Raw genomic sequence first — 9,138 nt, 5'->3', positions numbered from 1 at the left:
GAAGGATGGGGTGGCGGAGGTAGGTCAACCATGAAAAACCACACAAAGGGGGGAGGGGGCACCAACGGGGGGGGCCCTCCCCTCCCCCCCTCCTCCCCGCCCGCCCCGGAGCCCCCGAAACGCCGCCGCGACTGGCGGCCGATGTACCTGATCGCCCCCACGATGGTGATCCTCGCGATCGTCATCGTGTACCCGGTGGTCAAGGCGCTGATCCTGTCGTTCCAACGCAATCCCGGCGTCGACCCGGACACCGGACGGTTCGTGCAGGGCGGCTTCGCCGGGCTCGACAACTACCTGCTGTGGCTCACCGGCAACTGCGGCGAGGGCCGCGGCACCTGCCCGCCGGGCACCCTCGGCGCCGACTTCTGGCCCGCGGTCGGGGTCACGGCGCTGTTCACCGTCGCGATCGTCGGGATCTCCACCGTGCTCGGGCTGTGGATGGCCACGGTCATGAGCCGCAGCTTCGTCGGCCGATCCTTCCTGCGGGCGAGTGTGCTGATCCCGTGGGCCATCCCGACCGCGGTCACCGCCAAGCTGTGGTTCTTCATCTTCGCCGAGAACGGCATCGCGAACCGCCTGCTCGGCACCGACATCGCCTGGACCACCGATCCGTGGGCGTCCCGGTTCGCGGTGATCATCGCCGACGTGTGGAAGACGACGCCGTTCATGGCGTTGCTGATCCTCGCCGGCCTGCAGATGATCCCGCAGGACGTCTACGAGGCGGCCCGGGTGGACGGGGCCTCCGCGTGGCAGCGGTTCACCCAGATCACGCTGCCCCTGGTCAAGCCGGCACTGATGGTCGCGATCCTGTTCCGCACCCTTGACGTGCTGCGGATCTACGATCTCCCCGCGATCCTCGGCGGCACCTCCGGCTCCACCCCGATCTCGACCGTCGCGATCCTCACCGTCGCGGACATTCGGCAGAACAACTATCAGAGCGCGTCCGCGCTGTCGACGCTGATCTTCCTCGGCATCTTCGCGGTGGCGTTCGTCATGGTGAAGTTCCTCGGCGCCAACGCGGTGCGCACGCAGGACGAGCAGCGCAAGGGCGGTGATCACTGATGGGCCGGCACAACGTCCCGGACGGTGACGCGGCCGGAGTCACCGAGCGTGGCCCGTCCGCCCCGTACGAACGGTTCACCGACGAGGTCCCGAACTATTCGATGGAGACGACGGTGATTCCCGCCATCGCCGTGCTGGAGGAGCCGGACCTCGAGGTCCCGGAGACCGCAGCCGCGGTGCGCAGGCGCAGGCCGCTGGGGCCCGCCGTCCGCAACTACGTCGGGGTGATCGTCATCCTGGTGTGGGGTCTCGCCCCGTTCTACTGGATGGTTGTCACCGCATTCCGGGACAGCGCGTTCACCTTCGACACCACCCCGTGGCCGACGCACCTGACGCTGGACAACTTCCGGGACGCGCTCGCCACCGACAAGGGCAACGACTTCCTCGCGGCCATCGGCAACAGCATGATCATCAGCGCGGTGACCACGGCGGTCGCCCTGCTGCTCGGCGTGTTCACCGCATACGCATTGGCGCGCATCCAGTTCCGCGGCAAGTACGTGGTCACCGGGATCATTCTCGCCGCGTCGATGTTCCCCACTGTCGCGCTGGTGACACCTCTGTTCCAGCTGTTCAGCGACATCGGGTGGATCGGGCAGTATCAGGCGCTGATCGTGCCGAACATCTCGTTCGTGCTGCCGCTGACCGTGTACACGCTCACCTCGTTCCTGTCCGACCTGCCGTGGGAGTTGGAGGAGGCCGCGCGGATCGACGGGGCATCCCGCGGGCAGGCGTTCCGGCTGGTGATCCTGCCGCTCGCGGCGCCTGCCCTGTTCACCACCGCGATCCTCGCGTTCATCGCGACGTGGAACGAGTTCCTCCTCGCGAGCCTGCTGTCCAACGACAGCACCGAACCGGTGACCGTCGCGATCGCCCGATTCGAGGGCCCGGACGCGTTCAGTCAGCCGTACGCGGCGATCATGGCGGCGGGCACCCTGGTGACGATCCCGCTGGTCATCATGGTGCTGATCTTCCAGCGCCGCATCGTCTCCGGCCTGACCGCGGGCGGCGTGAAGTCGTGACCGAGGCCAGACAGCTGGCGCGGCGGCGGCAGCAACTGGAGATGCTGATCGGGGTGCTCGGCTTCTTCACGGTGATGGCGTTCCTCGCGGCGGCGGCGGGCATCGTCCGCGGCGATGCCGGGGCGGTGCCCTCACTCGTGCTGCTCGGCTGCGTCGCCGCGCTCGGCGTCGCCGTCCGGACCTGGCGCCGCACCCGCTGACGCCGAGGCAACACGCGGGGTGGTCTCGCGGTGATGGACCTCGGCGCCGGGTGATGCCACGATGCCCGAGGACGGATTGTTTGCTGCCCGTCTGCCGGCCGAGCCCACGGGAGCATACGTGTGAGTCCATCGCCTGGAGCCACCCCGGAATCGACGACGCCCCCGGACGACGGCGACGGCGGTGCTGAGGCGGGCCCGCCGCGGGGGCGGCGCAGGCTGCTGTGGGTGGCGCTGACCCTGGTGGTGCTGCTGATCGTAGCGCCGGTGGTGGCGTTCGCGATCGGCTACTCGAGGGCGGTGGTGCCACGGCCGTCGGACATGCGGACCAACCAGGTGTCCACCATCGTCGCCGCCGACGGCTCCCCGATCACCACGATCGTCCCCCCGGAAGGCAACCGCACCGAGGTCGCGATCGACGCGATACCCGAGCACGTGCGGATGGCGATCCTCTCGGCGGAGGACCGCAACTTTTACACCAATCCGGGCTTCTCGATCAGCGGCTTCGTCCGCGCCGCGCGGGACAATGTGCTCGGCAAGGACAGCGCGGGCGGCGGCTCCACGATCACCCAGCAGTACGTGAAGAACACCCTGGTCGGCGCCGACCGCAACGTGGTCCGCAAGATGCGCGAGTTGGTGATCGCATCGAAGATGGCGCGACAGTGGTCGAAGGACGACATCCTCGCCGCCTATCTCAACACCATCTACTTCGGCCGCGGCGCATACGGGATCGCCGCCGCGTCGAAGGCGTTTTTCGGGAAACCGGTCGGCGAGCTGACGGTGTCCGAGGGCGCGGTGCTCGCGTCCGTGATCCGCAGCCCGTCGTCGCTGGATCCGGAGACCAATTCCGCTGCCGCGCAGTCGAGGTGGCAGTACGTCCTCGACGGCATGGTGGACATGGGGGTGCTGTCCCCCGCGGACCGGAAGGCGCAGCAGTTCCCTGCCGTCGCACCGTTGGCGCAGCTCGACGACGCGGGCGCCGCACGCGGGCCGGAGGGGCTGATCCGGGCCCGCGTTCTCGCGGAACTGGCGGCGTCCGGAATCAGTGAGCGGGAGCTGAATACCGAGGGTCTGCGGATCACCACCACCATCGACCCGGCGGCGCAGGCCGCCGCGGTCGACGCCGTCGCCGAGACGCTCGACGGGGAGCCGCCGGAGCTGCGGACCGCGGTCGTGTCGATCGACCCGAGATCCGGTGCGGTGCGGGCCTACTACGGTGGGGCGGACGGCGCCGGGTTCGACTTCGCGCAGGCGCCACTGCAGACCGGGTCGGCGTTCAAGGTGTTCGGCCTCGCCGCCCTGCTCGACGAGGGCCGGGGGCTGCAGACCCCGTTCGACTCGGCACCGCTGACCGTCGGCAACGTCGAGATCGGCAATGTGGAGGGCGAGTCCTGTGGCCGGTGCACGATCGCGGAGGCACTGAAGAGGTCGCTGAACACCAGCTTCTACCGGATGACGCTGTCGCTGGACGGCGGGCCGCAGAAGATCGCCGACATCGCGCACGCCGCGGGCATTCCGCGGGAGATCCCCGGCGTCGTCGGCACCACGCTCAGTGAGGACGGCGGGCCGCCGGAAAACGGAATCGTCTTGGGCCAGTACCAGACCCGGGTGATCGACATGGCGTCCGCGTACGCGACGCTCGCGTCGTCCGGGATGTATCGGGCGCCGTTCTTCGTGCAGCACGTCGTCACCGCGGAGGGTCGCGTCCTGCTGGACCGGGCACCGGATCCGGGGCAGCAGCGGATCCCGGCGCCCGTCGCGGACAACGTGACCCAGGCGATGATGCCGATCGCGTCGTACTCGCGGGGGCACGCGCTTGCGGGTGGGCGGCCGTCGGCGTCGAAGACCGGGACCGCGCAGCTCGGGGACACCGGAATGAACAAGGACGCCTGGATGGTCGGGTACACGCCGTCACTGTCCACGGCCGTGTGGGTGGGCACCGAGCAGTCGCAGCCGATCGTGACCCGGTGGGGTGGCTCGGTGTACGGCGCCGGGCTGCCCGCCGACATCTGGAAGTCGACGATGGACGGCGCCCTCGACGGCACCGACTGGGAGGCGTTCCCGTGGCCGAAACCGATCGACGGGCAGGCCGGGGTGCCCGCCTCGTCGGGATCGACGGCCGCGACCGCAGCGACATCGGCGGCGGGCGGGCGCGCGGCGACTGGTCAGGCGCCGGTCCGGGTGCCGGTCGCGGATGTGCCTGCGCCGCAGCAGGTGCCGCAGCCCGCGTCGCCGGCGCCGCTGCAGATCGACGTGCCCGCGCCCCCCGCCCCCGTCGCTCCCCCGCTGCCGCGGTCGGTGGAAATCCTGCCCGGCGTGGTCATCCCGCTGCCCGGCTGACCCGGCGACCGCGGCTAGCCTCGACTCCGTGACCGCGACGACCCCCGACCTCCGACCGACCCAACGGCGCATCGTGCTCACGCTGTCGTTGGCGCAACTGTGCAGCGGTATCGGCAACGGTGCCGCGTTGGCGATCGGTTCGCTGATGGCGGTGGAGTTGACCGGCAGCGACGCGTACGCGGGCGCGGTGACGACGGCGTTGTCGGTGGCCGCGTCCCTCGCCGCCCTGCCGCTGGCCGGACTGGCGATGCGGCGCGGCAGGCGCACCGCGTTGATGTCCGGGCTCGGGCTCGCCGCGGTGGGGGCGGTCGCGATGATCCTCGCCCCGGTGCTCGGGTCGTTCGCGGTGCTGCTGCTCGGCGGCGCGCTGCTCGGGGTCGGCAACGCGGCGAACCTGCAGTCCCGGTTCGCCGCCACCGATCTCGCGACACCCGCCCACCGCGGCCGGGACCTGTCGATCGTGGTGTGGGCGATCACCATCGGTGCGGTGGCGGGACCGAACCTGATCCGCCCCGGGGCGGCGCTCGGTGAGTTCCTCGGCCTGCCCGAGATGTCGGGGCCGTTCCTATTCTCTCTCGCGGGCATGCTGATCGGTGTCGTCGTGCTCGCGGTGGGGTTGCGACCCGACCCGCTGCTCACCGCGCGGGCGGTGGGCGGGGTCAGCGGCGGAGCGTCGCGGCCGTCGCTGGTCGACGGGCTACGCACCGCGGCCCGGTCCTGGCCAGCGACGCTGGGCATCGTCACCCTGGTCGCCGCGCACGTGGTGATGGTGGCGGTGATGTCGATGACCCCGGTGCAGCTGCGGGAACTCGATCACGCGGCGGGGGCGCAGCATTCGTCGGCGGACACGCTCGCCGTCATCGGCTTCGTGATCTCGCTGCACATCGCCGGGATGTACGCGCTCTCCCCGGTGATGGGGTGGTTGACCGACCGGTTCGGCCGGTTGCGGACCATGCTGCTCGCCCAGGTGCTGCTGGCGGCGGCCGTGCTCTGCGCCGGGGTCGGCGCCGACAGCCGCACCTGGGTGACGGTCGGTCTGGTGCTGCTCGGGCTCGGCTGGTCGGCGGCCACCGTGTCCGCGTCGACGTTCGTGGCCGAGAGCGTGCCGCCGGAGCGTGCCGTCCTGGTCCAGGGCGTGTCCGACGCGGTGATGGGCGCCGCGGGCGCGGTCGGCGCCGCAACCGCCGGGATGGTGCTCGCCGTCGGCGGCTACCTCGGGGTGAACCTGGTCGGGGCGGTGACCGTCGCGGTGGTCGCCGTGCTGATCGTCGCCACGATGACCCGGACCCGAACCCGGCCGCTGGCGTGAAATCGGCAGAAGGACCGCTACGCTCGGTCACCGGGACCAGCAGTCGGGCAGCAGCGGGAGGTCGAGCGGTGGGCGCCAACACACAGCGCAGGAACATTCTGATCACCGGCGCCAGCTCCGGGCTCGGGCGGGGCATGGCCCGCGAGTTCGCGGCGCGCGGACGCAATCTCGCCTTGGCGGCGCGGCGCACCGACCGGCTCGAGGAACTGCGCGACGAACTGCTGACCGCGCACCCGGGCATCACCGTCGCGATCCGTACCCTCGACGTCAACGACCACGACGACGTGTTCACGGCGTTCACGGAACTCGACGCCGAGCTCGGCGGCCTGGACCGGGTGATCGTCAACGCCGGACTCGGCAAGGGACAGCCGTTGGGCACCGGGTACTTCCGGGCCAATGCCGCGACCGCGTCCACCAACGTCCTCGGCGCGCTCGCCCAGGCCGAGGCGGCGCTGGAACTGTTCCGCCCGCGCCGCGCCGGGCACCTGGTGCTGGTGTCGTCGGTGAGTGCGGTGCGCGGGATGCCGCGCAACCTGACCACCTACGCGGCCTCGAAGGCCGCGGTCGCCTCGCTCGGCGAGGGCCTGCGGGCGGACCTGGCGGGCAGCGGAATCGCGGTGACCACGCTGCTGCCCGGGTTCATTCGGTCGGAGATGAACGAGAACATCAAGAAGGTGCCGCTGATCGTCGACACGGAGACGGGCTGCCGGGCAATGGTGAAGGCCATCGAACGCGAGGCGCACCGGGCCGCGGTGCCGGGCTGGCCGTGGGCGCCGCTGTCCGTCGCGATGCGGGTCCTTCCGCTGTCGGTCGTCGCGAGGATGACCTGATCCCGCGCCCCCGCACCCGGCTCCAGCATTGAATGGGGGTTCATGTGCCATCCGCCGCGGGCGAATGACACATGAACCCCCATTCATCGGAGCGGGAGGGCGACTACGGCACCGGCGGCGACTTCATCTGTCCGAGCAGGACGCGGGCCGCGTCCTTGGCCTGCGCGGCAGGGGTTGGTGACCCCGAGATCGCGGCGGTGGCCATCGCGCCATTGGCGAGGAGCGCGAGCTGATCGGCCAGCCCCTCCGGCCGGTCCGCCGCGCGGACGAGGTCGCGCAGACAGTCGAGGAAGGCCGCCTTGTGGGTGCGGGCGATGTCGGCGACGACGGCGTTGCTGCCGCCTAGCTCACCGAAGGTATTGATGAAGGTGCATCCGCGGAAGTCGTCTCGGCGGAACCAGTCGTCCAGGTAGTCGAACACTCCGAGGATCCGCTCGCGGGGGTCGGCGTACGGCGCGAGGAAGCCGACGATCTCGTCGCGCACCGCGTGGTCGCGCCGCCGCAGCATCGCCTCGACAAGCCGCTCCTTCGACGGATACAGCTGGTAGAGCCGTTTGAGGGAGACGCCCGAGCGGGTACGGATCGCGTCCATTCCCACGGCCTGGACGCCGTGCTCGTTGAACAGCTCCTCCGCGGCGTCGAGCAGTCGCACATCGGCAGTGTCCGAATCCATTTCGCCTCACCCCTTGCATGGAGAACCAGCGTTCTCTACTGTACACCCCAGCGGGAGAACGACCGTTCTCTCCTTGAGTGGTCACGGAGGGCTCATGTCCAGCTTCGACACCCGACATCGCACGACACTCGTGGACGGCCGTGAGGTCTTCTATCGCGAGGCAGGAGATCCGAGCCGGCCCACAGTGGTTCTGTTGCACGGATTTCCGACCAGCTCGCACATGTTCCGCAACCTGATGCCCGCCCTCGCGGACGAGTACCACCTGATCGCTCCGGACCACATCGGCTTCGGCCGGTCGGAGAGCCCCACGGTCGACGAGTTCGACTACAGCTTCGACCACCTCGCCGAGGTGACGGCCTCGTTGCTCGGCCAGCTCGGTGTCGACCGGTTCGCGCTGTACGTCCACGACTACGGAGCGCCGATCGGTTTGCGCATCGCCGCTGAGCACCCGGAGCGTGTCACCGCGCTGATCACCCAGAGCGGGAACGCCTACCGCGAGGGATTCACACCGTTCTGGGACGTGCTGTTCGCTCATGCGGGTGACCGGGAGGCGCACGAACCGGCGGTGCGTGAGCTCCTCGACGTTGCCGCGACGCGATGGCAGTACACCCACGGGGTCCCCGACGACCGGTTGGACCGGATCGCTCCCGAAACGTGGCTGACGGATCAAGCTGGCCTGGATCGTCCGGGTAACAAGGAGATTCAGCTTCAGCTGTTCTGGGACTACCAGTTCAACCTCGACCGGTATCCCCTGTTTCAGGAGTACTTCCGCACCCACCGGCCGCCGACCCTGGTGGCCTGGGGTCGGGACGACGAGATCTTCGGCTCGGCCGGGGCGGAGGCGTTCGCGGCGGACCTGCCGGACGCGGAGATCCACCTGCTCGACACCGGCCACTTCGCGCTGGAGACCCACCTCGACGAGATCGCCGGCCTGATGCGCGACTTCCTGCGGCGCACGGCCTGACTCGCCCCGACCCTTCCCGGAGGAATAGTGACGATGACCGTCCGCACCCGGGCCGCGGCCCTGATCGAGCAGCGGGGATCCGGCACGTCGGCGCTGTCGGCGGGCATCACGGCGCTGCTCGTCATCGTGTGCCTCGTCGCCGTCGAACGCCTGCTCGGACTGGAGGTGTTCGCCTTGCCGTTCGTGGCCTCGGCCGCGCTGATAGCGTTGGCGCCGAGCGCTCCCGCGGCCCGTCCGGGCGCCGTCCTGCGCGCCTACCCGGTCGCCGCGGTGGGAGCCATGCTGATCACCGCAGCCGTCGGAGCGTCCGAGGTGGCGGTGACCGCGTCGGCGGTGTGGGCGGTCATCGCGATGGCGGTCCTGCGCGCCCCGCACGTGCCTGCCGCGCTGTGCGCTGCCGGAATCGGGCTCACCGATCCGGGATTCGGCTACCTGGCGCACACCCTTGTGCCCGCCATGGCGGTAGTGGTCGCCGCGTCGGTGGCCGCAGGTCCCGCCGCTCGTGCGTCGCTGAGTCGCTGGGTTCGGCACCCGTGGTTCGCCGGTCGGCGTCGCCCGGCGACCTTCACCGGTTGAGGCGGATCCTGGACCACACTGCCGTGGGGTCGCCGGACGTCGCGCCGAAAACGACTGTGGCGGGGGGGGGGGGGTCTGGATCACCCCCCCCCACCCCCCGCCTCACCCTGCTGTTTTTGCCCCCTCCCCCCTCGCGGCAACTCCCCCCGGTGTAACAGACTTTCTTTT

9 protein-coding genes are annotated in these 9,138 nt (G+C 70.3%); 8 read left to right on the top strand and 1 reads right to left on the bottom strand.

Features of this window, described 5'->3' with window-relative positions; all coding sequences use genetic code 11:
• Nucleotides 1-30 precede the first annotated feature (30 nt).
• The 6 genes from ACFWQG_RS16000 (at nt 31) to ACFWQG_RS15975 (ending at nt 6,757) form a co-directional block, all read left to right on the top strand.
• Nucleotides 31-1,062, top strand: coding sequence for a carbohydrate ABC transporter permease (locus ACFWQG_RS16000; RefSeq protein WP_378508615.1), 1,032 nt, complete (start codon nt 31-33; stop codon nt 1,060-1,062).
• Nucleotides 1,063-1,163: 101 nt separating this feature from the next.
• Nucleotides 1,164-2,081 carry a carbohydrate ABC transporter permease gene (locus tag ACFWQG_RS15995; protein ID WP_378508722.1) on the top strand — a complete coding sequence of 306 codons (918 nt, stop codon included), beginning with the start codon at nt 1,164-1,166 and terminating at the stop codon, nt 2,079-2,081.
• Nucleotides 2,078-2,281: a hypothetical protein gene (locus ACFWQG_RS15990; RefSeq protein WP_378508729.1), complete on the top strand. Its 204-nt coding sequence runs from the start codon at nt 2,078-2,080 to the stop codon at nt 2,279-2,281. Before ACFWQG_RS15995 ends, ACFWQG_RS15990 begins: the two co-directional genes overlap by 4 nt.
• A gap of 114 nt (nt 2,282-2,395) precedes the next feature.
• The gene (locus ACFWQG_RS15985) at nt 2,396-4,618 is read left to right on the top strand and encodes a transglycosylase domain-containing protein (RefSeq protein WP_378508721.1); all 2,223 of its coding nucleotides are present in this window, start codon (nt 2,396-2,398) and stop codon (nt 4,616-4,618) included.
• A gap of 28 nt (nt 4,619-4,646) precedes the next feature.
• Nucleotides 4,647-5,927 (top strand): MFS transporter, encoded by a 1,281-nt coding sequence (locus ACFWQG_RS15980; RefSeq protein WP_378508614.1) that lies wholly within the window; start codon nt 4,647-4,649, stop codon nt 5,925-5,927.
• A 68-nt stretch (nt 5,928-5,995) separates the two neighbouring features.
• Nucleotides 5,996-6,757 (top strand): SDR family oxidoreductase, encoded by a 762-nt coding sequence (locus ACFWQG_RS15975; protein ID WP_378508613.1) that lies wholly within the window; start codon nt 5,996-5,998, stop codon nt 6,755-6,757.
• Nucleotides 6,758-6,860: 103 nt separating this feature from the next.
• Here ACFWQG_RS15975 and ACFWQG_RS15970 read toward each other — a convergent pair whose 3' ends face one another.
• Complete coding sequence (locus ACFWQG_RS15970) at nt 6,861-7,430, bottom strand: TetR/AcrR family transcriptional regulator (protein ID WP_378508612.1); 570 nt, start codon at nt 7,428-7,430, stop codon at nt 6,861-6,863.
• A 94-nt stretch (nt 7,431-7,524) separates the two neighbouring features.
• Here ACFWQG_RS15970 and ACFWQG_RS15965 point away from each other — a divergent pair, with 94 nt between their 5' ends.
• Nucleotides 7,525-8,394 carry an alpha/beta fold hydrolase gene (locus ACFWQG_RS15965; protein ID WP_378508611.1) on the top strand — a complete coding sequence of 290 codons (870 nt, stop codon included), beginning with the start codon at nt 7,525-7,527 and terminating at the stop codon, nt 8,392-8,394.
• 33 nt (nt 8,395-8,427) lie between these two features.
• On the top strand, nt 8,428-8,970 hold the full coding sequence (locus tag ACFWQG_RS15960; RefSeq protein ID WP_378508610.1) for a hypothetical protein: 543 nt from the start codon (nt 8,428-8,430) through the stop codon (nt 8,968-8,970).
• Nucleotides 8,971-9,138: the final 168 nt, after the last annotated feature.

Source organism: Rhodococcus sp. NPDC058532 (genome assembly GCF_042719255.1).
GTDB lineage: Bacteria > Actinomycetota > Actinomycetes > Mycobacteriales > Mycobacteriaceae > Rhodococcus_G.
Note: the sequence above shows the minus strand (reverse complement) of the source record. Positions and strands in the feature narration are given on the sequence as shown.

What these genes read in the sequence shown, in the direction of transcription:
- ACFWQG_RS16000 (WP_378508615.1), top strand. Translation starts at nt 31, where the DNA reads ATGAAAAACCACACAAAGGGGGGAGGGGGCACCAACGGGGGGGGCCCT.
- ACFWQG_RS15995 (WP_378508722.1), top strand. Translation starts at nt 1,164, where the DNA reads ATGGAGACGACGGTGATTCCCGCCATCGCCGTGCTGGAGGAGCCGGAC.
- ACFWQG_RS15970 (WP_378508612.1), bottom strand. Translation starts at nt 7,430, where the DNA reads ATGGATTCGGACACTGCCGATGTGCGACTGCTCGACGCCGCGGAGGAG.
- ACFWQG_RS15965 (WP_378508611.1), top strand. Translation starts at nt 7,525, where the DNA reads ATGTCCAGCTTCGACACCCGACATCGCACGACACTCGTGGACGGCCGT.
- ACFWQG_RS15960 (WP_378508610.1), top strand. Translation starts at nt 8,428, where the DNA reads ATGACCGTCCGCACCCGGGCCGCGGCCCTGATCGAGCAGCGGGGATCC.